Origin of the sequence: Micromonospora antibiotica (assembly GCF_017599305.1) — a bacterium.
GTDB classification, from domain to species: Bacteria; Actinomycetota; Actinomycetes; order Mycobacteriales; family Micromonosporaceae; genus Micromonospora; species Micromonospora antibiotica.
Genome location: NZ_JAGFWR010000017.1, coordinates 109,711 through 135,086, shown reverse-complemented (window position 1 = coordinate 135,086; position 25,376 = coordinate 109,711). Strand labels below are relative to the sequence as shown.

Annotated in this window: 22 protein-coding genes and 1 pseudogene; 5 read left to right on the top strand and 18 right to left on the bottom strand. The window is 73.6% G+C overall.

The window, feature by feature from the left end:
- Positions 1 to 494 precede the first annotated feature (494 nt).
- The 7 genes from JQN83_RS23800 to JQN83_RS23770 form a co-directional block, all read right to left on the bottom strand.
- Positions 495 to 1,229 carry a regulatory protein RecX gene (locus JQN83_RS23800; RefSeq protein ID WP_208569363.1) on the bottom strand — a complete coding sequence of 245 codons (735 nt, stop codon included), beginning with the start codon at positions 1,227 to 1,229 and terminating at the stop codon, positions 495 to 497.
- A 14-nt stretch (positions 1,230 to 1,243) separates the two neighbouring features.
- The gene (gene recA, locus JQN83_RS23795; protein WP_208569362.1) at positions 1,244 to 2,290 is read right to left on the bottom strand and encodes a recombinase RecA; all 1,047 of its coding nucleotides are present in this window, start codon (positions 2,288 to 2,290) and stop codon (positions 1,244 to 1,246) included.
- Between the two features lie 184 nt (positions 2,291 to 2,474).
- Positions 2,475 to 2,675 (bottom strand): DUF3046 domain-containing protein, encoded by a 201-nt coding sequence (locus JQN83_RS23790; protein WP_091249479.1) that lies wholly within the window; start codon positions 2,673 to 2,675, stop codon positions 2,475 to 2,477.
- Positions 2,676 to 2,679: 4 nt separating this feature from the next.
- Positions 2,680 to 3,996: an MFS transporter gene (locus tag JQN83_RS23785; RefSeq protein WP_208569361.1), complete on the bottom strand. Its 1,317-nt coding sequence runs from the start codon at positions 3,994 to 3,996 to the stop codon at positions 2,680 to 2,682.
- A gap of 60 nt (positions 3,997 to 4,056) precedes the next feature.
- The gene (locus JQN83_RS23780; RefSeq protein WP_208569360.1) at positions 4,057 to 4,587 is read right to left on the bottom strand and encodes a hypothetical protein; all 531 of its coding nucleotides are present in this window, start codon (positions 4,585 to 4,587) and stop codon (positions 4,057 to 4,059) included.
- 38 nt (positions 4,588 to 4,625) lie between these two features.
- Entirely contained in the window at positions 4,626 to 5,333 is a 708-nt protein-coding gene (locus JQN83_RS23775) for a UdgX family uracil-DNA binding protein (RefSeq protein WP_208569359.1), read from the bottom strand.
- A gap of 84 nt (positions 5,334 to 5,417) precedes the next feature.
- A complete protein-coding gene (locus JQN83_RS23770; RefSeq protein ID WP_208569358.1) occupies positions 5,418 to 5,639 on the bottom strand; it encodes a helix-turn-helix transcriptional regulator in 222 nt (73 codons plus the stop codon).
- 317 nt (positions 5,640 to 5,956) lie between these two features.
- On the opposite strand from JQN83_RS23770, the gene JQN83_RS23765 reads away from it, so the two are divergent.
- Both JQN83_RS23765 and JQN83_RS23760 read left to right on the top strand, forming a co-directional pair.
- Positions 5,957 to 6,160 carry a hypothetical protein gene (locus JQN83_RS23765; protein ID WP_208569357.1) on the top strand — a complete coding sequence of 68 codons (204 nt, stop codon included), beginning with the start codon at positions 5,957 to 5,959 and terminating at the stop codon, positions 6,158 to 6,160.
- Positions 6,157 to 6,417 carry a hypothetical protein gene (locus tag JQN83_RS23760; protein WP_208569356.1) on the top strand — a complete coding sequence of 87 codons (261 nt, stop codon included), beginning with the start codon at positions 6,157 to 6,159 and terminating at the stop codon, positions 6,415 to 6,417. The genes JQN83_RS23765 and JQN83_RS23760 overlap by 4 nt, the downstream gene beginning before the upstream one ends.
- Here JQN83_RS23760 and JQN83_RS23755 read toward each other — a convergent pair.
- Entirely contained in the window at positions 6,407 to 7,747 is a 1,341-nt protein-coding gene (locus JQN83_RS23755; protein ID WP_208569355.1) for an aminotransferase class I/II-fold pyridoxal phosphate-dependent enzyme, read from the bottom strand. The two genes, JQN83_RS23760 and JQN83_RS23755, sit on opposite strands and share 11 nt — an antisense overlap.
- Positions 7,748 to 7,785: 38 nt before the next feature.
- Here JQN83_RS23755 and JQN83_RS23750 point away from each other — a divergent pair, with 38 nt between their 5' ends.
- Entirely contained in the window at positions 7,786 to 9,105 is a 1,320-nt protein-coding gene (locus JQN83_RS23750; protein ID WP_208569354.1) for a bifunctional pyridoxamine 5'-phosphate oxidase family protein/GNAT family N-acetyltransferase, read from the top strand.
- The gene (leuE, locus tag JQN83_RS23745) at positions 9,102 to 9,767 is read left to right on the top strand and encodes a leucine efflux protein LeuE (protein WP_208569353.1); all 666 of its coding nucleotides are present in this window, start codon (positions 9,102 to 9,104) and stop codon (positions 9,765 to 9,767) included. The genes JQN83_RS23750 and leuE overlap by 4 nt, the downstream gene beginning before the upstream one ends.
- 163 nt (positions 9,768 to 9,930) lie before the next feature.
- On the opposite strand, the gene JQN83_RS23740 is transcribed toward leuE, so the two are convergent.
- The 10 genes and pseudogenes from JQN83_RS23740 to JQN83_RS23695 all read right to left on the bottom strand — a co-directional run bounded on the left by JQN83_RS23740 (position 9,931) and on the right by JQN83_RS23695 (position 20,462).
- Positions 9,931 to 10,860, bottom strand: coding sequence for a sporulation protein (locus JQN83_RS23740; protein WP_208569379.1), 930 nt, complete (start codon positions 10,858 to 10,860; stop codon positions 9,931 to 9,933).
- A gap of 302 nt (positions 10,861 to 11,162) precedes the next feature.
- Positions 11,163 to 12,227 (bottom strand): hemolysin family protein, encoded by a 1,065-nt coding sequence (locus JQN83_RS23735; RefSeq protein ID WP_208569352.1) that lies wholly within the window; start codon positions 12,225 to 12,227, stop codon positions 11,163 to 11,165.
- 161 nt (positions 12,228 to 12,388) lie between these two features.
- Positions 12,389 to 13,726, bottom strand: a pseudogene (locus JQN83_RS23730) (hemolysin family protein); the annotation flags it as partial.
- 174 nt (positions 13,727 to 13,900) lie between these two features.
- Positions 13,901 to 14,347 (bottom strand): monovalent cation/H(+) antiporter subunit G, encoded by a 447-nt coding sequence (gene mnhG, locus JQN83_RS23725; protein ID WP_307799631.1) that lies wholly within the window; start codon positions 14,345 to 14,347, stop codon positions 13,901 to 13,903.
- Entirely contained in the window at positions 14,344 to 14,607 is a 264-nt protein-coding gene (locus JQN83_RS23720) for an MrpF/PhaF family protein (protein ID WP_208569351.1), read from the bottom strand. Before JQN83_RS23720 ends, mnhG begins: the two co-directional genes overlap by 4 nt.
- Positions 14,604 to 15,167, bottom strand: coding sequence for a Na+/H+ antiporter subunit E (locus JQN83_RS23715; RefSeq protein WP_208569350.1), 564 nt, complete (start codon positions 15,165 to 15,167; stop codon positions 14,604 to 14,606). The genes JQN83_RS23720 and JQN83_RS23715 overlap by 4 nt, the downstream gene beginning before the upstream one ends.
- Positions 15,164 to 16,669: a Na+/H+ antiporter subunit D gene (locus JQN83_RS23710; RefSeq protein WP_208569349.1), complete on the bottom strand. Its 1,506-nt coding sequence runs from the start codon at positions 16,667 to 16,669 to the stop codon at positions 15,164 to 15,166. Before JQN83_RS23710 ends, JQN83_RS23715 begins: the two co-directional genes overlap by 4 nt.
- Complete coding sequence (locus JQN83_RS23705) at positions 16,666 to 17,118, bottom strand: Na(+)/H(+) antiporter subunit C (RefSeq protein ID WP_372444110.1); 453 nt, start codon at positions 17,116 to 17,118, stop codon at positions 16,666 to 16,668. Before JQN83_RS23705 ends, JQN83_RS23710 begins: the two co-directional genes overlap by 4 nt.
- A gap of 26 nt (positions 17,119 to 17,144) precedes the next feature.
- Entirely contained in the window at positions 17,145 to 19,979 is a 2,835-nt protein-coding gene (locus JQN83_RS23700; RefSeq protein WP_208569347.1) for a Na+/H+ antiporter subunit A, read from the bottom strand.
- A 105-nt stretch (positions 19,980 to 20,084) separates the two neighbouring features.
- Positions 20,085 to 20,462, bottom strand: a complete 378-nt coding sequence (locus JQN83_RS23695) for a hypothetical protein (protein WP_208569346.1) — start codon at positions 20,460 to 20,462, stop codon at positions 20,085 to 20,087.
- A gap of 291 nt (positions 20,463 to 20,753) precedes the next feature.
- On the opposite strand from JQN83_RS23695, the gene JQN83_RS23690 reads away from it, so the two are divergent.
- Positions 20,754 to 25,322 carry an ATP-dependent helicase gene (locus JQN83_RS23690; protein WP_208569377.1) on the top strand — a complete coding sequence of 1,523 codons (4,569 nt, stop codon included), beginning with the start codon at positions 20,754 to 20,756 and terminating at the stop codon, positions 25,320 to 25,322.
- Positions 25,323 to 25,376 lie beyond the last annotated feature (54 nt).

Sequence of the window (25,376 nt, the reverse complement as noted above, 5' to 3'; positions counted from 1 at the left end):
GGTAGACGCCGTATCCGTCGTGCACCGCACCCGCCTCCACGCATCGCTTCGTGGCCTCGGCCGCAGTCAGGGCGTCGGACTGCCGGCAGCCACGTTACGAAGAGACCTACCCCGAACACGGGGCGGCCGTGTCCCTATCAGCGGTCCGCCGACGCCACCCGACCCGGCGACAACACCCCCCGGATCATGCAAACGACAGGGGCAGAAAGTCATACCGGGCCGGGCGACCGAGGGTCCCCGGCTGGGGACGATCAAAAAGGTAACGGGGGGGTGGGAGTGGCGGAAGCGGTGGCACCGGCCAGGGAGGCTACGCGGGTGAGGATGCGCGCGGGGTCAGTCAGGTGACGCCCAGGGCGCAGGTCCAGACGGGTGGCGGTACGCAGGGGTCAGGTGACGCCCAGGGCACGGGCGTATGACGCCAGGGTGGCAGTGTCGGACGGCGGGCGCACCGTCCGGGAGGTATCGACCAGCACGTCGGCGTCGGTCTGCACCGATCAGCCCCGCTCGCCCTCGACATCGGCCAGGGCGTCGGCGTCGATCTGGTCGGCGAACTCGGCGGCCTCGGCGCTCTGGGCGGCGAGGGCGTCCTTCACCGCCCGGATCGCCACCCCGGGTGGGTAGCCCTTGCGGGCGAGCATGCCGACCAGCCGCCGGAACACCGCGTCGGGCTCACCCCGGGCGGTGCGCAGCTTGCGGTCGACCAGGGCACGGGCGGTCTCCGCCTCGGTCTCCTCGTCCAGCTCACCGAGGGCCTCGCTGGCCACCTCACCGTCCACGCCACGCTGACGCAGCTCGTTGGCGAGTGCCCGGCGGGCCAACCCACGACCGTTGTGCCGGCTGGAGACCCAGGCCCGCGCGAACGCCGCGTCGTCGATGATGCCGACCTCGTCGTAGCGGTCGAGCACCTGAGCGGACACCTCGTCGGAGATGCCCTTCTTCGCCAGTGCCCCGGCCAGCTCGGCCCGGGTACGTGGCCGCACCGCGAGCTGCCGCAGGCAGATCTCCCGGGCCATCTCGCCCTCGTCGCGGGGCGTCGACTCGACCGGGGTCGGCCCGGTCGCGTCGGGCCGCCCACGGCGACCCCGCCGAGATCTGGTGCCTTCGGCCCAGGGCGGGCCGGCGTCGGCACCGACCGGGTCGTCGGCATCCGCCCGGGATGAGTCGTCGGCTCCTGCACGGGGAGGGGCGGCATCCCAGCCCCGCCCCGTGCGGGCGCGTCGTCCTGCCATTCGACCGCGACCGGTCAGAAGTCGACAGGCGGCAGCTCAGGGCCACCGGCGGCGTCACCCGCGCCGACCCCGACGCCGAGCTTCTCCAGGATCTTCTTCTCGATCTCGGCCGCCACGTCCGGGTTCTCCTTGAGGAACTCCCGGGCCTTTTCCTTACCCTGCCCGAGCTGGTCGCCGTCGTAGGTGTACCAGGCACCGGACTTACGGATGATCGCCTGCTCCACGCCGACGTCGATCAGCGAGCCCTCGCGGGAGATGCCCTTGCCGTACATGATGTCGAACTCGGCCTGCTTGAACGGCGCGGCGACCTTGTTCTTGACGACCTTGACCCGGGTGCGGTTGCCGACCACGTCGGTGCCGTCCTTGAGGCTCTCGATGCGGCGCACGTCGAGCCGGACCGAGGCGTAGAACTTCAGCGCCCGGCCACCGGTGGTCGTCTCGGGCGAGCCGAACATGACGCCGATCTTCTCGCGGAGCTGGTTGATGAAGATCGCCGTGGTGCCGGTGTTGTTGAGCACGCCGGTGATCTTCCGGAGCGCCTGGCTCATCAGCCGGGCCTGGAGACCGACGTGGCTGTCGCCCATCTCGCCCTCGATCTCGGCGCGCGGCACCAGGGCCGCCACCGAGTCGATCACGATGATGTCGATCGCGCCGGAGCGCACCAGCATGTCGACGATCTCCAGCGCCTGCTCGCCGGTGTCCGGCTGGGAGACCAGCAGGGCGTCGGTGTCGACGCCGAGCGCCTTGGCGTAGTCGGGGTCGAGCGCGTGCTCGGCGTCGACGAACGCGGCGATGCCGCCGGCCCGCTGGGCGTTGGCCACCGCGTGCAGGGCGACCGTGGTCTTGCCGCTGGACTCGGGACCGTAGACCTCGACGACCCGGCCCCGGGGCAGGCCACCGACGCCGAGCGCCACGTCGAGCGCGATGGAGCCGGTCGGGATGACCGAGGTCTGGACGACCGGGCGCTCGCCCAGCCGCATCACCGACCCCTTACCGAACTGCTTGTCGATCTGAGCGAGAGCAAGGTCGAGTGCCTTCTCCCGGTCGGGCCCTGCGGCCATGTTTGCCACTCCTGCCTTCGCCGGCGTCTTTCCTGAGCTTCGCGTCACGCGGACACGCTAGGCGCTGGGTCCGACAGAAAACCAGCCGACGGGCCGTGAGCTGTGGACGAGCACCCCGCTGTGGACAATAGCCGAACAGGTGTACGAGCCGGCAAGTGACACGCGGAAGTGGCGGAACGGCAGCTCAACGTAGCCGTGCGGGCACCCGGTCGGGGTATGCGGCGACCACCGCCCGCCACACGACGTGGGTCTGCTCACCAGCGGCGAGGGCCTGGGTGATGGTCCGCCCGTCGAGCTGGGATAGCACCTGGTCGCTGGCGATGCTGGCCGCGTAACCCGGCCCGAAGGCCTCGTCCAGCCGGGTCCAGAAGTCGGTCAGCCGCACGTGATCACTCCTCCTCGTCGGGTGCCGTCGGCGGCACCCGACGCAACGCTAGCGCCACCAACGGCACCACCGCGATCGCCGCCAGCAGGGTCAGGGTCGGATAACCCGCCACCCGCATGACAAACCCGCTGGCCGCCGCCGCGCCCGCCCCGGCCAGCCCCATCGTCAGGTCGGACAGCCCCTGCACGCTGGGGCGTACCCCGGACGGCACCGCCTCGGACAGCAGCGTCGAACCGGCCACCATCGTCGCCGACCAGCCCAGCCCGAGCAGGGCCAGGCCGACCGAGAGGCGCGGCGTGTGGTGCCCGGCGGTGCCGGCCACCGCGCACGCGGCCAGCAGCGTGCCGACCCCACCGAGGATCACCGCACGCCGGCCCAACCGGTCGGTGAGCCAGCCCACCACCGGGGAGAGGGCGTACATGCCGGCGATGTGCACGCTCAGCACGATGCCGACGACGCGCAACACGTCCGCGTCGGAGTGCGACTCGCCGAGGCGTACCGGCGTCATCGCCATCACCGCGACCATCACCAGGTGGCCGATGGCGACGGCGGCGATGCCCAGCCGGGCCGCCGGCCGGCCGCGCACCACCCGCCAGGCCACCCGCATACCGGCCCGCCGCGCGCCCGGCGCGGTGGTCGCCGCCGGTGGGGCGGCCCCGGCCGTTGTCCCGGCGTCGGCCGCCGCGAGCCGCCGCGCGGTCAACAGCGGATCGGGCCGCAACAGCAGCAGCAGTACGACCGCAGCCACGCCGAACGCGACGGCGCTGAACGCGAACGGGCCGGACAGCGACGGCAGGCCCCACCCCCGGGTGACCCCGTCGGCGAGCGCGGCGAAGTTGGGTGCCGCCACCGAGCCGATGGTGGTGGCCCAGACGACCAGGGAGAGTTGCCGGCCCCGGCGGGCCGGCTCGGCGAGGTCCACGGCCGTGTAGCGGGCCTGGAGGTTGGCCGCCGTGCCCCCGCCGAACAGCAGCATCCCCAGGAAGAGCAGCGGTACCGCGCCGGTGGCCGTGGCGAGCACCACCAGCAGCGCCCCGACCGCCCCCACCAGGTACGCCACCACCAGTCCCGGGCGACGCCCGTGCCCGTTCATGATCCGGGTGACCGGTACGGCGAGCAGCGCCGCGCCGACCACCCCGCAGCTCTGCGCCAGCCCGGCCACGGCGGTGCCGGCGACCCGGGCCGCCAGCAGCGCCCCGACCGAGATCCCGATGGCCACCCCGACCCCACCGATGATCTGCGTGACGAAGAGCAGCCGCAGCGTGCGCCGCTGGATCGGGGCGACGTCGGGCCGGGTGGGTGCGCGCAGGTCGGCGGTCATCACACGCTCCTGGTTCGGGGAGCCCATCGTCGCGCAGCCGACCCGCCGCCCGCACCGGGGTTACCGGGTGTCGGCCAGCCGGCGGTCGAGCCGGCGGACCCGGCCGAGGGTGACCCCCGCGAGGGCGAGCACGATCGTCAGGACCACGACGTAGAACACCCCGGAGGCGGTCCGGTCGACAGTCGGGGCGAGCACGGCCAACCCGCCGAAGAACAGGACTCCGCCCACCACGGCGATCAGCGCGCCCCGACGGACCGTCGGGAGTTGGCCGATCACGGCGGCCCGGTCCGCCTCGTCCGCCGGCACCTCACCTCGACGCAGCGCGGCCCGGAGCCGGTTCCACGCCCGGACCTGGCCCGAGTCCGCCCGGGCCCGGACCCCGGGCAGGAAGGCCATCAAGATCGGGATGAGGCCCCATCCCACCCCGTACAGGCCGGCCCGCACCAGGGCCAGCGGGACGGACCGGTCCGGGTCCTCGAACAGCCGGACGGGAAACCAGAGCACGGTGGACAGGAGCGCGAACAGGACGTACGGGCCGGGGGCGCCGAGTCGGACCAGCGGGGTACGGCGTCGCGGCTTGCCTTCGGCCATGCCCGGCCGGTTACCCGGCCCGGGCCGCCGGTACTCCCCTATGGAGTCGTCGAGCCGGTCAGGGCCCGGGCGGCCACGGTCAGGTCGTCGACCAGCCCCCGGTAGGCGATCTCCTGGTTGTCGGCGCGCAGCACCGCCGACGGGTGGATGGTGGCCAGCAGACGGGCGGCGGGCGCATCCGTACCGGTGTCGTCCACCGACGCCCGGGTGAAGTCCTGCGGGTGCTCGGCGGCGGCCGGCCAGGGCAGCAGCGCGCCGCGCTGCCGGGTGACCCGGAACGCCGGGCCGAGCAGGGCCTTCGCCGCCGTCGCGCCGAGCACCACCACCAGTTCGGGGCGGAGTCGGGCGAACTCGGCGACCAGCCACGGCCGGCAGGCGACGATGTGCACCTGGTCCGGGGTCTGGTGGATGCGCCGCCGGCCGCGAAGCTCGTGCCGGAAGTGCTTCACCGCGTTGGTGATGTAGAGGTGGGCCGGGTCGAGACCGGCGTCGTCGACCGCCCGGCGCAGCAGCCGGCCGGCGGGACCGACGAAGGGCAGCCCGTGCTGGTCCTCCAGGTCGCCGGGCTGCTCCCCGACGAAGACCACCCGGGCGCTCTCGTCGCCCCGGCCGAAGACGGTCTGGGTGGCGTCCCGGTGCAGCTCGCAGCCCCGGCAGCCGGCGGCGGCGGTACGCAACTCGGCCAGTGTGCCGGCCTGCGGCGGGATGAACTGTCGGGCACCGGGTGGGGCGTTCTGCTCGGCCATGGCGACTGTTCTACCCGGTCGCACGGAAGGTCCACGAAGGACCCGCCGGGCTCCTCGGAGGCAACCCGTCAGGCGAGGACTCGCCTAAGCTTCCTCGTCGCTTTCGAGCAGGTGAGGGCGTTTCTCGGCGATCCACGCCTCCACATCGGACTTCAGCCAGATCTGACCCATCTTGAGGACAGCTGCCGGAGCCGGGAAATCCCGACGGCTGATCAGGATGTAGGTGCGCTGCCGTGAGATCCCCAGACGTTCCTGGATCTCGGCAGCTCCCCACACCTCCAGCCGCGTGCCTTTGAGCAGTGCCATAGCGGTGAGCGTAGGTCCGATTTGCATTGTTATGAGTAATACTCTATTGCTTAGACAAGCTCAATAGGCTCTGGTTATAGTTGGACAACTGTCAACCCTCAGCCCCGGTCAAGGAGCGTCCGGCATGACTCGTTGCAAGTGGTTCCATCGCCCTGCTGAACCTGTCGATGTCGTACAGCAGGCCAGGTCGCTGCCCCCGGCGGCGACCTCCGAGCGGGACGCCACAGCCGACCATCGAGCCGCGCCTCGACGACCGGATCCCGAGGCCAGGTGGGGCACGCGCCACCCACGCAGGCTCAACCGGGGGGCCTGGCCACATGTATGAGCAGCGACCCGCCGAGCCGCCGTTCGTCGTGATCATGGCCGGCTACGTCGTCGACTTCCACCATCGCAACGCCTGCTCCCGCTGCCAGCCGGACGGCTGCTGCGACCGCCTGGCCGACGCGGGCGAGACGCTGCGCGTCTGGCGCGAGCGACGCGTGCAGCGGGCGTTGCGCGCGCGGGACCAGGAGCGCCGATGAAGGCCGGTGACCTGGTGTACGTGACCAGGGACGCCAGCGTGCAGTTTCTCCGCCCCATCCGGTTCCGGGTCATCCGGGTGCTCGACTGGCCGACGTACGACGGCTGGGTCTGGCTGGAGGGATACCAGCTGGACGCGGCCGGGGACGCGGTCTCCCGGCGGCGGATCTTCGTCCAGCCGGCGGGGCTGACCGCGCCACCCGCCCCCGTCCCCGCGCAGCCCCATAGGAGCAGACCGGCGACACGGGTCAGGCGGTGAAGCCGATCGGGTCGGCGGGGCGGACCGCCGCCGCGACCGCGTCGGCCAGCGGCGTGAGGTCGGCGTCGTCGAGCGAACTGACCGTGATCCGCACGGCGGGCGGGGCACCGAGCCGGGAGAGGCCACCGGGCGCAACCGACCAGCCGGCGTCCCGCAGGGCGGTGACCGTGATGGTCTCGTCGGGCACCGGCAGCCAGACGTTGATGCCGCTGCGGCCGTGCGCCACCACGCCCCGGTCGGCGAGCGCGGCGAGCAGGCCGGACCGGCGGCGTTCGTAGGCGTCGGCGGCCCGGTGGATCAGGGTGGTGGTGGCCGGGTCGCGCCAGAGCGACAGGACGAGTCGTTGCAGGACGGTGGAGACCCATCCCGCGCCCACCCGGGCCCGGCCGGCCACCCGGGACACCGTCACCTCGTCACCGGCCAGCACCGCCAGCCGCAGGTCGGGCCCGTAGGGCTTGCTGACCGAACGGACGAAAGCCCAGGTCGCCGTGGCCCCGGCCAGCGGGTGCAGCGGCAGCCGGGACAGCTCGGCGGCGTGGTCGTCCTCGATCAGCAGCAGGTCGGCCCGGCCGGCGAGCAGCGCCCGCAGGGCCTCGGCCCGGCCGGCGGAGACGGCGGCACCGGTCGGGTTCTGCGCCCGGCTGGTGACCACCAGCGCCCGCGCCCCGAGGGTCAACGCGTCGCGCACCCCGGTGACGGTGGGCCCCTCGTCGTCGACCGGCACGCCGACCGGCCGTAGGCCGAGCGCGGCGACCAGGTCGAGCAGATTGGCCCAGCCGGGGTCCTCCACCGCGACCGCGTCACCCGGGCGCAGGTGGGAGGCGAGCAGCCGCTCGATGCCGTCGAGCGCTCCCCCGGTGACGGTCAGCTCGTCGGCGGGCACCCCGTCGGCGGCGAGCCGGGAGCGGGCGGCCTCGGCCAGGGCGGGGTGCACGCCGGTCGTGGCGTACCCCACGGGGGGACCGATCCCGGTGGCGAGCGCGGCCAGGTGCGGGCCGAGCGGCGGCAGCAGCCGGGGGTCGGGCTGACCCAGGGACAGGTCGCGGGTGCCGGGGGCGGGGGCCGGGTGCCGGGCGGCCCGACGGGGGGCGACCGGCGGCCGGGGCCGGACCCGGGTGCCGTGCCGGCCTGCGGTGACGACCAGACCCCGCTGGCGTAGCTCCTGGTAGGCGCGGGCGACGGTGGCCGGGCTGACCGCCAACGTCGTGGCCAGGGAGCGGACCGGCGGCAACGCGTCGCCCGCCGCGAGCACCCCGGTGCGGATGCCCGTTTCCACACTCGCCGAAATCGCGGCGGACGTGGACCCGAGGATCTGATAATGTGCTGCCACAGTTTCAGGATCGTACTAGAACAAAGTCTGGATGTCACATGTACCCGCCGACCGCACGCACCACCGCCAGCCGCACCCGGGACAGGATGAGCTACGACCGGGCCGCCGCCCACGCCGTGCTCGACGATGCCTACCACTGCGTGCTGGGGTTCGTGGTCGACGGTGAGCCGCGTCTGCTGCCCACCCTGCACGTCCGGGTCGGTGACACCCTCTATCTGCACGGGTCCACCGGCAGCCGGCCGCTGCTCGCCGCCCGGGGCGAGGCCGGGCTGCCCGTCTGCGTCACGGTGACCCTGCTCGACGGGCTGATCTACGCCCGCTCGCAGTTCCACCACAGCGCCAACTACCGGTCGGTCGTCGCACACGGCACCGCCCACCTGGTCACCAGCGAAGACGACAAGCGTGCCGCGATGACCGCCCTGGTGGAAAAGGTCGGGGCGGGGCGGGCCGCCGACAGCCGTCCACCGACCCGTCGGGAGCTGGCCGAGACGGCGGTCCTGGCGCTGCCGCTGCGCGAGGTGTCGGTGCGGGCCCGCACCGGCGGGGTCCGCGACGAACCGGCCGATCTCGACCTGCCGCACTGGGCCGGGGTGGTGCCGCTCCGGCTGACCGCCGGCCCGCCCGAGCCGGACGCCGGGGTGGTCGCGCCGGTCCCGGGCTACCTGCCCGCCACCGGCTCGCCGACGCCGGGCTCCACCGGGTCACCGGCACCTGTCGTCAGCCTGCCGGGGCCGGATTCCGGCGCTGCACCGTGGTGGGAGCCGGTGCCGCTGCACGGCGCGCACGTGCTGCTGGAGCCGTTGACCCCCGCGCACGCCGACGAGTTGTTCGCCGCCACCGCCGAGCCGGAGGTCTGGGCCCACCTGGGCCACCCGCTGCCCGCCGACCCGGCCGCGATGCGGGCGGTCGTCGCCGCCGCGTTGGCCGCCCGACAGGACGGCGAGCGGGTGCCCTGGGTGCAGCGCTGCGCCCGGACGGGAGCGGTCGTGGGCACCACCTCCTTCTACGAGATCGACCCGCAGCGGCGCAGCGTCGCGATCGGTTACACCTGGCTCGGCCGCCCCTGGTGGCGCAGCGGCATCAACACCGAGGCCAAGCTCCTGCTGCTCGGGCGGGCGTTCGACACGCTGGGAGCGGTGCGCGTGGTCTGGCACACCGACATCCGCAACACCCGGTCGCAGGCGGCGATCGCCCGGCTCGGCGCGACCCGGGAGGGCGTGCTGCGCATGCACCGGCAGCGTCCGGACGGCTCCTGGCGGGACACCGTCCAGTACGCGATGACCGTCGATGAGTGGCCGAACGCACAGGCCATGCTGCGGGATAGACTTCGCGGCACCACCCCGGTGGGTCGAGGATGACGGGCGTGCTGGGCATCACCGACATCTGGACTTACGTGTTGGGCACCGTGGCGATCGTCCTGCTGCCGGGGCCCAACTCCCTCTTCGTGCTCTCCACCGCCGCCAAGCGGGGCGTGGCCGTCGGCTACCGGGCGGCGGGTGGGGTGTTCCTGGGCGACGCGGTGCTGATGTTCCTGTCGGCCGCCGGGGTGGCGTCGCTGCTCAAGGCGTACCCGCCGCTCTTCCTCGTGATCAAGTACGCCGGCGCGGCCTACCTCGGGTACGTGGGGCTGACCATGCTGCGCGCGGCCTGGCAGCGGTGGCGCGCTCGCCACGACCCCGCGGCGCCCCGGCTGATCGACGCGGCCGAGCCGGCGGCGCTGCGCAGCCCGTTCCGCAAGGCACTGGTGATCAGCCTGCTCAACCCCAAGGCCATCCTCTTCTTCATCTCGTTCTTCATCCAGTTCGTCGACCCCGGCTATGCCTGGCCGGCACTGTCGTTCCTGCTGCTCGGGCTGATCGCCCAGGTCACCAGCGTGCTCTACCTGACCGCGCTGATCTTCGCGGGCACCTTCCTGGCCGCCCAGTTCCGGCAGCGCCGTCGGCTGGCCGCCGGGGCAACGACCGGTGTCGCGATGCTCTTCCTGGGCTTCGGTATCAAGCTCGCCACCGCCTCGGTCTGACCCTCCCCCGGACGCACGACCGGGCGGCGACCCCTGACGGATTCAGCCACCACCGGGGGCGATGCGGTGGGCGCGGGCGGATTCAGGTGCCACCACCACCGCCGGGGGACGGGGGCGAGGGCGGATTCAGGTGCCGTCGCCGTCGCCGGGGGCGCGAACGGATTCAGGTGCCGTCGCCGCCACCACCGCCACCGCCGATACCGCCACCGCCGCCGGTGCCGCCCAGTCCGTAACCCGGTCGCACCGGGGCGTCCGGCGGGCGGCTGACGTGCGCCGACTCGGTGATCCGGGCCGACCAGTGCGCGTTCGAGGCCGCTGCCGCGTGCCGGTTGATCGCCGCCCGCAACCAGCCGTCCACGACGGAGATCCAGTCGCGTTGATCGGCACCGGTGTGCCAGGTCCGGAACCGGCTGATGCTCTGATGGCTGATTCCGGTCAGCGAGAGCCGCCGGTCCATCCAGAGCAGCACCTCCAGGCCGGCGGAATTGGTCACGAAGATCAGCTCCAGTTCGGTGATCGGCCCGGCGTACAGCGGGGCGACCCAGTAGCCGAGGCGTTCGTGCACCGGCAGGCTCTGCTCGACCCCCGGCAGTCGGCTCGACACCAGGCCCGCCTGCCGCAGGACGAAGCCGAGCGTGTCCAGGGCCGCCAGCACGTGCTGCTGGGTGGGCAACGGGTGGACGAAGATCGGCACCATCGCGCCCTGCTCCAGCTCCGGGTCCACCGACACCTCGGTACGCAGCCCGGTGCGTAGGCTCATCAACGGCACCCCGCCGAAGATCGTCACCGGCGTCTCCCACGGCAGGGGTACGGCGAAGTCGATGGCCCGCCGCCGCCCGGCCGGTACGACGAACCGACCCCCCACCGTCACCTGGTGGTACTGCACGAGGTGGCGGGGTGAGCGGGGGTCGTCCGGTTCGGCAGTCGCCACCAACCCGAGCCGTACGTGCCGCACCGGCACGTCCTGCGCCCCGGCGCTGAGCATCACCTGTCCCGGCAGCCGCAGCCCCGGGCGGGTGCTCGGGTTGGTCAGGGTGGTGCTCACCGCCAACCCGGTCGCACCGGACTCGTGGGACACCCCGGTCAACCGCATCCCCGTCACTCCCCCGTCCTCCGCTGCCGCCCCCGGCCCGGCAGGCGAGGTGTCCCCCGACCGACCAGGCAGGAGCCGGCCCCTGACCGACCCGGCGGGTGGCGGTTTCCCCCTGATCGGCCGGGCACTCCTCGACCACCCCGACGAACGACCCCGCCCCAGGGCGGGGCGGGGTCGTCGATCGACTCCGTTGGGCCGAGGTAGCGGGTCCACCGCCCCTCGATGCCGCTACCCCGGGGGCAGCCGGTGCACCACCACTGCTCGCCGGAGCCTCAACCGCATCGGCCCTGCCGGGACGAGGGTCAGCGCAGGCGGCGGCCCCGGGGGATCGGGTCGGTCTCGTCGTCGAACTCGCCGATGACCTCTTCGAGCAGGTCCTCCAAGGCCACGAATCCGATCGGCCGGGTCGGCCCGCCGCCGTTGCGGACCAGCGCCAACTGGGCCTGGTCGGCGCGCATCGCGGCGACCGCCTCGGTGACCGAGGAGGTGGCCGGCAGGGTGAACGAGCGGCTCATCAGCTCGGCGGCGGTGGCCGCCCGGCCGGTGGTGACCGCCCGGACCGCTTCCCGGACGTGCACCAGCCCGCACACCTCGCCGCCGCCGTCGAGGACGGCGAGCCGGGACCGGCCGCTGTCCCGGCTGACCTGTTCGATCCGCTCGGCGGTGTCGTCCCGGTGGACCGTGACGATCTGGTCGAAGGGTTCCATCACCTGGGCGACGGTGGTGCCCTGCAATTCCAGCATGCTGGTCAGCATCTGGTGCTGCTCGGCACCGAGCAGCCCGTGCTCGCGGGACTGCTCCAGCAGGATGCGCAGCTCGTCCGGGCCGTGGACCTGGGCGAGCTGGTCCTGCTGCTGCACCCCGACCAGTCGCAGCATCGCGTTGGCCAGGGCGTTGAGCAGGGACAGCACCGGCCGGGCGACCCGGGCGAAGGCCCGGAACGGCAGCGCCAGCAGGGTCGCCGAGCGCTCCGCGTCGGTGATCGCCCACGACTTCGGGGCCATCTCGCCGACCACCAGGTGCAGGAACGTCACCAGCCCCAACGCGAAGATCAACGCGATGATGTGGCTGGCTGCCGCCGGTAGCCCGACGGCGTTCAGCAACGGGCTGAGCAGGTGCTCGATCGCCGGCTCGGCCAACGCGCCCAGGCCCAGCGTGCACAGCGTGATGCCGAGCTGCGCGCCGGCCAGCATCAGGGACAGCTCACGTACCCCGTCCAGGGCGGCGCGGGCCGCCCGGCCGCCACCGGCGGCGGTCTGTTCCAGCCGGTAGCGCTTGGCCGCCACCAGGGCGAACTCGGCGGCCACGAAGAAGCCGTTGAGGGCGAGCAGCAGCACCGAGACCAGCAGTGCGACAACGGGGCTCATGAGCGCTCCTCCCGACCCCGGGCGACGTGCACGTCCGGGCCGTTGCCGGTGGCGCGGGCATTCGTGCCCCCGGACCGGTCGCCCCCGCCGCCGGTGGCGCGGACGTTCGCACCACGGCGTCGGTCGCTTCCGCTGCGGGTGGTCCGGGGCTGCGTGCCCGTACCCGGGTCGGCGGCCATCGTGAGCCGCACCGAGTCGGCCACGTGCCGGTCCACCGCGAGCACCTCGATCAGGGCTTTCGGGCGTTCCGTGGGCTCGTCGCCGTCGGCCGGCAGGACGACCTCCAGCCGGTCACCGACCTCGGGCACCCGGCCCAGCTCCCGCATGACCAGCCCGGAGAGGGTGTCGTACTCGGGGGCCTCGGGCAGCGAGATGCCGGTGCTGTCGGCGACCTCGTCGATGCGCCAGCGGGCCGGCACCACCCAGGAACCGTCCTCCTGCCGGGCCGGGGCCCGCTCGGGCGGGTCGTCCTCGTCGCGGATCGGCCCGACCAGTTCCTCGGCGATGTCCTCCAGGGTGATCACGCCGGCGAAGCCGCCGTACTCGTCGACCACGCAGGCGAGCTGCCGGTGCCCGGACCGCAGCCGGTCCAGCACCGTGGGCAACGGCAACGTCTCCGGCACCAGCAGCGGCGGTACGGCCACCGCGCTGACCGGGGTGGTGGCGCGCTCGGCCGGCGGCACCCCGAGCACGTCGGCGATGCCGACCACGCCCACCAGGTCGTCGACGCCCTCGGCACCGCGTACCGGGAAACGGGAGTGACCGGTGTCGAGCAGTTCGACCACCCGGCTGACCGGCTCGTGTGCCCGGATGGTGTGCACGTCGACCCGGGGGACCATGGCTTCCCCGGCGGTCAGCTCCCGGAAGTCGAGACCCCGGTCGAGCAGGTCGGACATCTCGGCGTCGAGGTGCCCCTCCTCCCGGGACTCCGCGATGATCTGCTCCAGGTCGGCCGGGGTGGCGCCGCTGGGCAGCTCCTCGATCGGCTCGATGCCGAGGCGGCGCAGCAACCGGACGGCGGCCCGGTCGAAGAGCGTGATCAGCGGCCCGGCGATCTTCAGGTAGATCAGGGTGGACCGGCTCAGCGCCCGCGCCAGCGTCTCGGGCCGGGCGATGGCCAGGTTCTTCGGGGCCAGCTCGCCCAGGACCATCTGCACGACGGTGGCGATGACCAGCGCCAACGCCACCGACAGCGGCAGGCTGACCCCGGTGGAGACGCCGACGCCGCCGAGCAGTTCGGCCAGCCCGGCACCGAGGTAGGGCTCGGCGGCGTAACCGACCAGCAGGGCGGTCACGGTGATGCCGAGCTGTGCCCCGGAGAGCATGAACGACAGCCGCCCGGTGACCTCCAGGGCGCGGGCGGCCTTGGCGTCGCCGTCGTCGGCGAGTTGCTTGAGTTTGCCCCGGTCCACGGCGACGTAGCCGAACTCCTGGGCCACGAAGTAGCCGGTGGCGGCGGTGAGAACGATGATGAGTGCGAGGCCGACGACGATCAACACGGGTCGCTCAGGGCTCCCGTGGACGTCGGGGCGGGGGATTGCCGGGCACGACCCGGCTGGCTACTGCTGCCCTCCTGGGCAGAAGAGTCGATCATCCGGCAATTCTATCGGCGCTCGCTGCAAGCCCGCTGAGGGTGGGCACAAAGTGCCTGCTCCTCCCCGTTGTCCGCGGCGTCACTCCCGCTGTCCACCGTCCCCGGACCGGGGGTCACCGCCTTCGGCCTGGGAGCCACCGTCCCCGGAACGGGAGTCGGCACGCTGCGGCCGGGGTCCAGCCGGGTCGGGCTGGTGTCCGGCCAGTTCGTCGACGTCGAGCAGGCTGCGGTCGACCCGACCCGACCGGTAGGCGGCCCGGCCGATCATCTGGGCGGCGACCGGGGCGGTCGCCAGCTGGAAGACCCCGACCAGCATGATCATGCCCAGGTCGGCGGCGGTACGCAGCCGCAGCGCCAGCCCGACCAGCAACAGCAGCACCCCGAGCACCTGGGGTTTCGTGGCGGCGTGCATCCGGTCCAGCACGTCCGGGAAGCGCAGCACACCGATCCCGGCGGCGAGACTGAGCAGTGCCCCGGACACCAGGGCGACGGCGGCCAACCAGTCGACCACCGTACCCACGCTCACGACTCCTCCCGGGCGGCGAAGCGGACCAGGGCGACCGAGCCGACGAAACCGAGCAGGGAGAGCACCACCAGCACCGGCAACGTGGTGGCGTGCCGGTTCACCGCCGCCTCCGCGCCGACCGCGCTGAGCATCGCGGCGAGCAGCAGGTCCGCGGCGATGACCCGGTCCAGCAGCGACGGCCCCCGGTAGATCCGGGCCAACGCCAGCAGCGCGGTGGTCGACAGCAGCACGGTCAGGACGACGGCGAGGACGACGGTCACGGTGCCTCCGTGGGTTCGGTGAGGAGCTGCCGCAACTCCGCCTCGGAGCCGACGGCGCGGACGATGCGTTCCTCGACGGCGAGGATCCGCTCCCGGCTGCCGCTGATGTCGGCCGGTGAGCGCACGTCGAGCACGTGCACGTAGAGGACGCCGGCCTCCCGGTCCACCTCGACGATCAGGGTGCCCGGCACCAGCGAGAGCAGTTCGGCGGTGAGCGCCAGGTTCAGGTCGGTGCGTACCCGCAGCGGCACCCCGATGATCGCGCCGCGCGGGCGGAAGCGGGGACGCACGGCGATGGCGGCGACGTGGATGCTGGCGCTGACCAGTTCCACGACGAAGGTGCCGGCCAGCACCAGCAGCGCCCGGGGTCGCAACCGGCCGCCGAAGGAGACCGGCGGGAGCGGGAAGAACAACAGCACCGACCCGCCGACCAGCAGACCGGTGAGGACGTTCGCCGGGGAGAAGTGGCCCCAGAGCAGGTTCCAGACCACCACCAGCCAACCGAGGGCGATGAGCTGGTCCCGACGCCGTCCGGTGGGTCGTGACGACGCGCCGCTCACGGTGGACCGCCGGGCAGGACGGCCCGCACGTACGGGGTGCGCAGCCGCAGGTCGACGGCGGCGTCGGCGGTGACCTGGAACAGCGGGCCGGCGGCGACGGTCAGGGCCAGCCCCAGCACCACCAGGGCGGTGGTGGCCCCGACCATCAGCCCGGGGAGCCGGACGACCGGCTCGGCGGTGGCCAGTTGCGGGGCCCGCCAGAACGCGATGTTCCACACCCGGGAGGTGGCGTAGAGGGTGAGCAGGCTGGTCACCGTGCCGGCGACGACCAGCACCCAGGGCAGTGGGCCGCCCTGGGCCACCCCGGCCTGGAGCAGACCGACCTTGCCGAGGAAACCGGAGAACGGTGGGATGCCGGCCAGGTTCATCGCGGGGACGAAGAAGAGCACCGCCAGCAGCGGGGTGACCCGGGCCAGGCCGCCGAGCCGGCGCAGGTCGGTGCTGCCGGCCCGCTCCTCGACCAGGCCGGCGACCAGGAACAGGGTGGTCTGGATGGTGATGTGGTGCACCACGTAGAAGATCGCACCGGAGAGCGCGGCGGTGGTGCTCAGCGCCACCCCGAAGATCATGTAGCCGATGTGGCTGACCAGCGTGAACGAGAAGAGCCGCTTCATGTCCGACTGGGCCACCGCGCCGAGCACGCCGACCACCATGGTCAGCCCGGCCCCCACCATCAGCAGGTTGGCCACCTGGCCGCCGGGGAAGAGCAGCGTCTCGGTCCGGATGATCGCATAGACGCCGACCTTGGTGAGCAGGCCGGCGAAGACGGCGGTGACCGGTGCCGGGGCGGTCGGGTAGCTGTCCGGCAACCACGCGGAGAGCGGGAACATCGCCGCCTTGATGCCGAACGCGAGCAGCAGCATCAACTGCAACGCCAACCGTACGCCGTCGGGCAGCGCGTCGAGTCGACCGGCGAGCTGCGCCAGGTTGAGGGTGCCGGTGGCCGCGTACACCAGGCCCACCGCGGCCAGGAAGATCATCGAGGAGAGGATGCTGACCACCACGTACGTCGAGCCGGTGCGGATCCGGGCCTCGGTGCCGCCCAGGGTGATCAGCACGAAGCTCGCCGCGAGCAGGATCTCGAACCCGACGAAGAGGTTGAACAGGTCACCGGCGAGGAACGCGTTGGTGATCCCGGCGGTCAGCACCAGGTACGTCGGGTGGTAGATGCTCACCGGCGCCGACTCGCTGGTCTCGGCACGGCCCTGGCCGATGGAGTAGAGCAGCACGCAGAGCGTGACCGCCGAGGAGACCACCAGCATCAGCGCGGCGAGCTGGTCGGCGACCAGCACGATCCCGACCGGGGCGGGCCAGCCCCCCACCTCGGTCACCACCGGCCCGTCCCGGTGGGCCCGCACCAGCAGCAGCACCGCCACGACCAGGTTGGTGCCGAGCGCGACCACGCTGACGGTGCGCTGCAACCGGGGCCGGTTGACCAGGATCAGGGTGAGGGCGGCACCGAGCAGCGGCACCACCACCGGCAGCGGGAGGAGCGCGGTCATCGCGTACCCCCGGGTCGGCGTGGCCCCCGCTGGGGCGGCTCGGGGTCGACCTGTTCCGGGTCGTCGCCGGGTCCCTCGCCCCCGAGGTCGGCGTTGGCCACCTCGTTGCGGGCGGCGAGCGCGACGATCTGCTGGTCCTCCACGTCGTCCTGCACCTCGTCGTTGCCGCCGAGATACCAGCTGCGGTACGCCACGGCGGCGAGGAAGGCGGTCAGCCCGAAGGTGATCACGATGGCGGTGAGCACCATCGCCTGCGGCAGCGGGTCGCTCATCTCGTCCTCCGGGCCGGCGCCGACCACCGGAGCCACCCCGGAACGTCCACCGACCAGGATGAGCAGGTTCACCCCGTTGCCGAACAGGATCACCCCGAGCAGAATCCGGGTCAGGCTGCGCTCCAGCAGCAGCGTCACCCCGGTGGCGGTGAGCAGACCCACGGCGATCACCAGCACCAGCGTGGGTCCCGCCCCGCCGCCCCTCACCGTCGGTCCCCCTCGTGGTCGACGACGAGCCCCCGGTCGGACTTGCCGGCCGCCTCGACGTGCCGGTCGATCTCCGCTCCGAGGCTGCGCAGGATGTCCAGCATCAGCCCCACCACGATCAGATAGACGCCGATGTCGAAGAAGAGCGAGGTGACCAGGTACGGCCCACCGAGGCCGGGCAGCGGCAGGTCCACCTTGACGCTCTCCAGCACGGTCCCGGTGGTCAGCAGGGACAGCACGCCACCACCGACGGAGATCGCCAGGCCGGCCCCGAGCACCGTGCCCGCCCCGATCGGGGCGGCCTCGGCCAGTTCGTACCGGCCGCCGGCCAGGTAGCGCACGGCCAGTGCCAGGCTCGCCACCAGGCCACCGGCGAAGCCGCCGCCGGGTGCGTTGTGGCCGGAGAAGAGCAGGAACAGCGAGAAGAGCACGATGGTGTGGAACAGCAGCCGGGTCACCACCTCGAAAACGATGGACCGGCGTCGCGCGTGCAGGGTCGCCCCGCCACGTAACCAGACCGGCCGGTCGTCGTGTCGGGGCGAGGCGGGTTCGACCCGGCGGGGGCGCGGTCCGGTGCGGGACCGCTCGAAGATCAGGCTGGCCACCCCGGTGGCGGTCACCACCAGCACCGAGATCTCACCCATGGTGTCCCAGGCCCGGATGTCCACCAGGGTCACGTTGACCACGTTGCGCCCGTACCCCTCGGCGACGGAGAGCGCCGGGAACGCGGTGGAGATGGGCACCGCGGTGCGGGCCCCGGAGGCGACCAGCGCCAGCCCGGCCAGCACCACGCCCACCGCGACGCCGAGCACCCGGCGGGCCCACCGGCTGCGGCGCAGCGGCCGGGCGGAGAACCGCTCCGGCAGCCGCCGCAGCACCAGCACGAAGACGGCGATGGTGGAGGTCTCCACCAGGAACTGGGTCAGCGCCAGGTCGGGTGCCCCGTGCAGCACGAACAGCATCGCGGTGCCGTAGCCGGTCACCCCGACCAGCAGCATCGCGGTCAACCGTCGGCGGGCGTTCACCGCGAAGACCGCCGCGACCCCGATCACCAGCCCGACCACCAGTTGCAGCGGGCTGTCCCAGAACGCGATCCGGGTCTGCCACGGGCTCGTGCTGACCAGAGCGGTGCCGGGCACCAGCACCAGGGCCAGCAGGACGGTGCCGAGATACAGCGGCAGTGAGCCGCGCTGGGTGGCGCCGGTGACCTCGATGGCCAGCCGGTCGAAGTGGTGGGTGGCCCATTCGTACCCCTGGTTGCCGGTGAACGGCAGCTTCCAGCGGGCCAGCGCCGGGGCGAGCGGGCCGCGTACCGCGTGCAGCACGGCCCCGCCGGCCAGCGCCAGCGCGGACAGGCCGAGGGCGGGGGTCAGGCCGTGCCAGAGGGCGAGCGTGTCGTGCGGCGGGCCGAAGAGTTCCGCGTACGGGCCGAGCAGGCCGTCGAGCCCGGCGGCGGTCGGGCCGGCGACCAGCCCGGCGACCGCGAGCAGGGCGGGTGGGACGAGCATCGGCAGCGGGATCGGTTCCGGTGCGGCCTCGGCGGTGCCGGGGCGGGTGGCGAAGGCACCCCAGAGGAAGCGGATGCTGTAGGCGACGGTGAGCACGGTGCCCAGGACCAGCCCGGCGAGCACCACCGGGCGGGTGGCCAGCGCGGTGAAGACCGCCTCCTTGGCGACGAAGCCGAGCAGCGGCGGCACGCCCGCCATCGAGGCGGCGGCGAGCGTGGCGACCACCGCCAGCCCCGGGGCCCGACGGCCGAGGCCGGAGAGTTCCCGCAGGTCGCGGGTGCCGACATCGTGGTCGATGATGCCGACGACGAGGAACAGGGCGGCCTTGAACAGGGCGTGGGCGAGCAGCATCGCCACCCCGGCCAGCGCGGCGTCCGCGCTGCCCGTGCCGATCGTCACGGTCAGCAGGCCGAGCTGGCTGACCGTGCCGTAGGCCAGCAGCAGTTTCAGGTCGCACTGGCGCAGCGCCGCCCAGCCGCCGGCGAGCATGGTGACCAGGCCGAGGGTGAGCAGCACCGGCCGCCACGGGCCGGTGTCGGCGAGCACGGGGGCGAGCAGGCCGATCAGGTAGACGCCGGCTTTGACCATCGCCGCCGCGTGCAGGTAGGCGCTGACCGGGGTGGGCGCGGCCATCGCCACCGGCAGCCAGCCGTTGAACGGCACGATCGCCGATTTGGCCAGCGCGCCGGTCAGGATCAGCAGCACGGCGGCGACCAGCGTCGCACCGCCGGGCAGCGGTGCGGCGGCGATCTCCGACCAGCGGTAGGTGCCGGCGTGCCCGCCGAGGATCAGGAAGCCGAGCAGCATGGCCAACCCGCCCAGCGTGGTGACGGTCAGCGCCTGGGCCGCCGCCCAGCGGCTGGAGCGTCGCTCGGTGCTGTGCCCGATGAGCAGGTAGGAGAAGACGGTGGTGAGTTCCCAGAAGACGTAGAGCAGCAGCAGGTCGTCGGCGAGGACCAGGCCGAGCATCGCGCCGGCGAAGGCGACCAGCACCGCGACGAACCGGGGCAGGCCCACCGCGCCGGGCGCGAAGTACCGGCCGCAGTACACCAGCACCAGCGCGCCGATCGCGCCGACCAGCAGGGTCATCAGCCAGGACAGCGTCGTCATCCGCAACGCCACGTCGAGGTCCAGCTGCCCGATCCACTGGTACGTCTCGACGACCGCGCCCCCGTCGCGGACCGTCGGGGTGCGGGTCAGCGCCCAGCCGAACGCGGCGGCGGGCACCAGCGCGAGCGGATAGCAGGCGCGCGGACCCCACCACCGGACCAGCAGTGGCGCGAGGAGCGCCGCCACCAGGTGCAGGAGCAGCAGTACGAGCACGCGTCCTCCCGTCGAACTGGCGGCGCATACCGGGCGAATTGTCCCGTTCCGCACCGATCACACGCCAGTTCAGCCCCCGGTGGGGGCTTTTCGGGAAATCGCCCGTCAGCCGGGCGGAGTCTCGCCGCCGGGGAGCGCGGGCGTCAGCGCCCGCCGTGGCTCGACCAGCAGGTCGGGGCGACCGAGCTGGAGGGCGACCTTGTCGACCACCCGCTGGGCGACGGCGAGCGAACGCACCGGGAGCAGCTTGCCGCGGCTCTCCCGGCGGAGCACGAAGTAGTGCACGGCGACGCGCACCTGACCCCGGTCGGCCGCGCTGGCCTGGGCGGTGGAGACGACCAGCTCCCGCAGGCTGTCGGCGAGGCGCTCGGCCAGCTCCAGCTCGGGGCCGCGCAGGCTGGTCCGCAGGGCGGTGAGATGCCCTTCGACCTTGCGGATGAGCACGTCGGTGCCGGGCGTCGGGCCACGCTCCTCGACGAACATCCGATTCCTCTCACCCGTTGCGGCAGTCCGAGTGAAGTTACTTTATGTTGTGGGTCGCAAGCAAGCAGTTAAGTAAGACTTAACGTACTAATCGGCTAATTCGCTATTCGCTCGCGGCGTCGGACAGACCAGCATCCGCTCCGGCGGGATGTCACACCGTCGAGGCAGGATGGGGACGTGACGAGGCGGGGCAGGGAGGGCAGGGCGGACCCGGAGGGCAGGGCGGACCCGGAGAGCACGGCGAACCCAGAGGGCACGGCGGGCACGGCCGGCGCGGGCGACGGCCGGGAAGTGCCGGCCGGCTTCGCCCCGGCCACCCGGGAGTGGTTCAGCGCCGCCTTCGCCGCCCCCACCGCCGCCCAGCTCGGTGCCTGGGCCTCGGTGGCCGCCGGCCGCAACGCCCTGGTGGTGGCACCCACCGGCTCGGGTAAGACGCTCGCGGCGTTCCTCTGGTCGCTCGACCGGCTGGCCGACGCACCGCCGCCGGCCGACGCCCGGCGACGCTGCCGGGTGCTCTACGTCAGCCCGCTCAAGGCGCTCGCCGTCGACGTCGAGCGCAATCTGCGCGCCCCGCTCGCCGGCATCCGGCAGGCGGCCACCCGGCTCGGGGTGACCCCGCCGGACATCACCGTCGGGATGCGCACCGGCGACACCCCCGCCGACGAACGCCGGGCCTTCGCCCGCACCCCGCCGGACATCCTCATCACCACCCCCGAGTCGCTGTTCCTGCTGCTCACCTCGGCGGCCCGGGATTCGTTGCGCGGCGTCGAGACCGTCATCCTCGACGAGGTGCACGCCGTCGCCGGCACCAAACGCGGTGCCCACCTGGCGCTCTCCCTGGAGCGTCTCGACGGACTGCTGGAAAGACCCGCCCAGCGGATCGGCCTGTCCGCCACCGTCCGGCCGATCGACGGGTGCGCCCGGTTCCTCGGTGGTGCCCACCCGGTGGACGTGGTGCAGCCGGCCACCCCCAAGACGATCGAGGTGAGCGTCCAGGTCCCGGTGGAGGACATGACCCGGCTCGACGAGACCGAGCAACCCCTCCAGGACGACCTGGGTGGGCCCGGCCCACGCCGGGCGTCGATCTGGCCCGCCGTGGAGGAACGGGTCCTCACGTTGATCCGGGCACACCGCTCGACCATCGTGTTCACCAACTCCCGGCGCAGCGCCGAACGGCTCTGCGCCCGACTCAACGAGCTGGCCGCCGAGGAACAGACCGTCGGAGCGCCGGCCGCCGATGACCGGGCCGCCCGGAAGCCGGCCGACGCCGCCGGACCGCCGGCCGAGGTGATGGCCCAGTCGGGCACGGCGGCCGGGGCCGATGCGGTGATCGCCCGGGCCCACCACGGCAGCGTCTCCCGGGAGGAACGCAAGCAGATCGAGGAGGCCCTCAAGTCCGGCCGGCTGCCCGCCGTGGTGGCCACCTCCAGCCTGGAACTGGGCATCGACATGGGCGCGGTCGACCTGGTGGTGCAGATCGAGGCCCCACCGAGCGTCGCGGCCGGCCTGCAACGGGTCGGCCGGGCCGGACACCAGGTGGGGGCGGTGTCCCGGGGGGTGGTCTTCCCCAAACACCGGGGCGACCTGCTCTCGTGCACGGTGGTCGCGGAGCGGATGGCGACCGGCGCCATCGAGGAGCTGCACTACCCGCGCAACCCGCTCGACGTGCTCGCCCAGCAGATCGTGGCCATGGTCGCCCTCGAACCCTGGTCGCTCGGCGACCTGGCGGTGCTGGTCCGCCGGGCCGCGCCCTTCGCCGAGCTGCCCGACTCGGCGCTGCACGCGGTGCTCGACATGCTCTCCGGCCGCTACCCGTCGACCGCCTTCGCGGAGCTGCGGCCCCGACTGGTCTGGGACCGGGCCACCGACGTGCTCACCGGCCGGCCGGGGGCCCAGCGCCTCGCCGTCACCAGTGGCGGCACCATCCCCGACCGGGGCCTGTTCGGGGTGTTCCTGGCCGGGGCGCAGCGCGCCGCCCGGGTCGGTGAGCTGGACGAGGAGATGGTCTACGAGTCCCGGGTCGGCGACGTCTTCCTGCTCGGCTCCTCGTCCTGGCGGATCGAGGAGATCACCCCCGACCGGGTGCTCGTCTCCCCCGCACCCGGCCAGGCGGCCCGGATGCCGTTCTGGAAGGGCGACCAGCTGGGCCGGCCGGTCGAGCTGGGCCGGGCCATCGGCAGCCGGATCCGGGCGTTGCTGCGCCAGGACGACGCCACCGCCCTGACCGCCCTGCGGGCCGGTGGCCTCGACGACTGGGCGGCCGGCAACCTGATGGCCTACCTGCGTGAGCAGCAGGCCGCCACCCGCTCGCTGCCCGACGACCGCACGGTGCTGGTCGAACGGTTCCGCGACGAGCTGGGTGACTGGCGACTCGCCGTGCACAGCGTGCTCGGGGCCCGGGTCAACGGGCCGTGGGCGCTGGCGATCGGCCGCCGGCTGGCCGAACGCTACGGCGTGGACGCCCAGGCGATGCCCTCCGACGACGGGATCGTGGTGCGGCTGCCGGACACCGCCGACGAGCCGCCCGGCGCCGACGTGGTGGTGTTCGAGCCCGACGAGATCGCCCAACTGGTCGAGGAGTCGGTGGGCACCTCCGCGCTGTTCGCCGCCCGGTTCCGCGAGTGCGCCGCCCGGTCGCTGCTGCTGCCCCGGCGTGACCCGCGCCGCCGGCAGCCGCTGTGGCAGCAACGCCAGCGCGCGGCCCAACTGCTCGACGTGGCCCGCGAGTACGCCGACTTCCCGGTCACCCTGGAGGCCGCCCGGGAGTGCCTCCAGGACGTCTTCGACCAGCCCGCCCTGGCCGGGTTGATGCGCGACCTGGCCAGCCGCAAGGTCCGCCTGGTCGAGGTGGAGAGCGAACGCCCCTCGCCGTTCGCCCGGTCGCTGCTCTTCGGCTATGTCGGCGCGTTCCTCTATGAGGGGGACGCGCCGCTGGCCGAGCGGCGGGCCGCCGCGTTGGCGCTGGACTCGGCCCTGCTCGGGGAGCTGCTCGGTCGGGTGGACCTGCGCGAGCTGCTCGACCCGGCGGTGCTCGCCGAGACCGAACGGCAGTTGCGCTGGCGCACCGACCAGCGTCGACCCCGCGACGCCGAGGACGTCGCCGAGCTGCTGCGGGTCCTCGGCGACCTGACCGAGGCGGAGCTGGCCGAGCGGGGCGTTCCGGTGGAGTGGCCGGTGGAGTTGGCGGCGGCCCGCCGGGCGCTGCGGGTCCGGATCGCCGGCGAGGACCGCTGGGTGGGCATCGAGGACGCGGCCCGGCTGCGCGACGCGCTCGGGGTGGCACTGCCGGTGGGGGTGGCCGAGGCGTACCTGACGCCGGTGGCCGACCCGCTCGGCGACCTGGTCGCCCGGTACGCCCGCACCCACGGGCCGTTCGCCGCCGCAACCTGCGCCGCCCGCTTCGGGCTCGGGGTGTTCGTGGTGGAGCAGACGTTGCGTCGGCTCGCCGCGACCGGGCGGGTGGTCTCCGGCGAGTTCGCCCCGGACAGTGTGGGCACCCAGTGGTGCGACGCCGAGGTGCTGCGGCTGCTGCGCCGCCGGTCGCTCGCCGCGCTGCGCCGGGAGATCGAACCGGTGCCGCCCCGGGTACTGGCCGGCTTCCTGCCCCGCTGGCAGCAGATCGGCTCGTCGGCGCGCGGGGTGGAGGCGGTGGCCGCCACGATCGAGCAGTTGCAGGGCACGGCGGTGCCGGCCTCGGCGTGGGAGCGGCTGGTGCTGCCCGCCCGGGTCGCCGACTACTCCCCCGCCCAGCTCGACGAGCTGTGCGCCGGGGGTGAGGTGGTCTGGGCCGGCTCGGGGGCGATCTCCGGCGGCGACGGCTGGATCACCCTGGCGTACGCGGACGTCGCACCGCTGCTGCTCCCCCCGCCGGACGACACGTTCGCCGGCACCCCGTTGCACGCCGCCGTGCTGGACGCGCTCGCCGACGGGCAGGCGCTGTTCTTCCGCCCGCTGTCCGACCGGGTGGGCTCCGACGACGACACCGCCCTGACCGCGGTGATCTGGGATCTGGTCTGGGCGGGGCAGCTCACCAACGACACTCTCGCCCCGCTGCGGGCGGCGCTCGGCGCGGGCGGCGCGCACCGGTCCCGCCCGGCCGCCCCGCGTACCCGCTACCGTCGCCCGGGTCGGGTGGCGCTGCCCAGCCGGGGTGGCCCGCCCACGGTGGCCGGGCGCTGGTCGCGGCTGCCGGAGCGCGACACCGATCCGACCCGACGGGCCGCCGCCCTGGCCGATCTGCTGCTCGACCGGCACGGGGTGGTGACCCGGGGCGCGGTGGTGGCCGAGCAGGTCGTCGGCGGGTTCGCCGCCGTCTATCCGGTGCTCGCCGCGTTGGAGGAGCGCGGCGCGGCCCGACGGGGCTACTTCGTCGAGGGGCTGGGTGCGGCGCAGTTCGCGGTGCCCGGTGCGGTGGACCGGCTGCGGGCGCTCGCCGAGCCGACCGACCGGGGCCGGGGGCGCGGCGACGGGCCGACCGTGGTGCTCGCCGCCACCGACCCGGCCAACCCGTACGGCGCGGCACTGCCCTGGCCGGAACGGGCCGTCGACTCGGGCGACGACGCCGCACCGGGCACCGGGCACCGGGCCGGCCGCAAGGCCGGGTCGGTGGTGGTGCTGGTCGGCGGTGACCTGGCCCTCTATGTCGAACGGGGTGGGCGGACCATCCTCTCGTTCACCGCCGAGCCCGACGCGTTGGCCGCCGCCGGCAAGGCGCTCGCCGACGCGGTGCACTCCGGGGCGTTGGGGGCGATGTCGGTGGAGCGGGCCGACGGTGGGGCGGTGCACTCGTCCCCGCTGCGCGACGCGCTCGCCGCAGCCGGTTTCCGGGCCACCCCGCGTGGCCTGCGCCTGCGTGGCTGACCGGGCAGGTCACCCCGCGCCCGCGCCGCAGTCGTCCGGGCCGGGCGACACCGG